This window comes from Enterobacter cloacae complex sp. 6730903, from assembly GCF_048283985.1.
GTDB lineage: Bacteria > Pseudomonadota > Gammaproteobacteria > Enterobacterales > Enterobacteriaceae > Enterobacter > Enterobacter hormaechei_C.
This window is the reverse complement of record NZ_JBLVXX010000172.1, coordinates 1-403: the sequence shown is the minus strand read 5'-3', so window position 1 is coordinate 403 and position 403 is coordinate 1. Positions and strand designations below refer to the sequence as shown.

General features: G+C 49.1%; 1 pseudogene. It reads right to left on the bottom strand.

The features are described from left to right. A pseudogene (locus ACNQ0W_RS25410) lies at window positions 1–403 on the bottom strand (hypothetical protein); the annotation flags it as partial.

The window sequence follows — 403 nt, the reverse complement described above, 5'->3', positions numbered from 1 at the left end:
ACTCATGAACTGAATAATTTTCCCGCTAAGAATCAGCGCAGCAAATGATTGTTGCGCTACCGGAGTGCTTCCACTCCCAATATTACGGTCTGATAACCGAATGCCAGAACCATACATTCCAGGACCGCCAGAGGTCGCGGGATTAACATTGCAAAAGCGGGTTCCCTGGCTTTTGTCCCAGAGATCAGAAATTACCGGAAGGTTTTTAGACCCCACACCAAATGACCCTGTAGCCAGGGCATCATTATCCCCTTCACCAGTATTTTTAGTTGCCACATTTCCCAAACCGAGGTTTGTGCGAGCGCCAGCGGCAGTCTTATCACCAGTCCCTCCCTGTGAAATACTTAGCGCTGTAGTCAGCCCGGAAAGGCTGGTAATGTCATTGTTAGAACCTTTCTTGGCC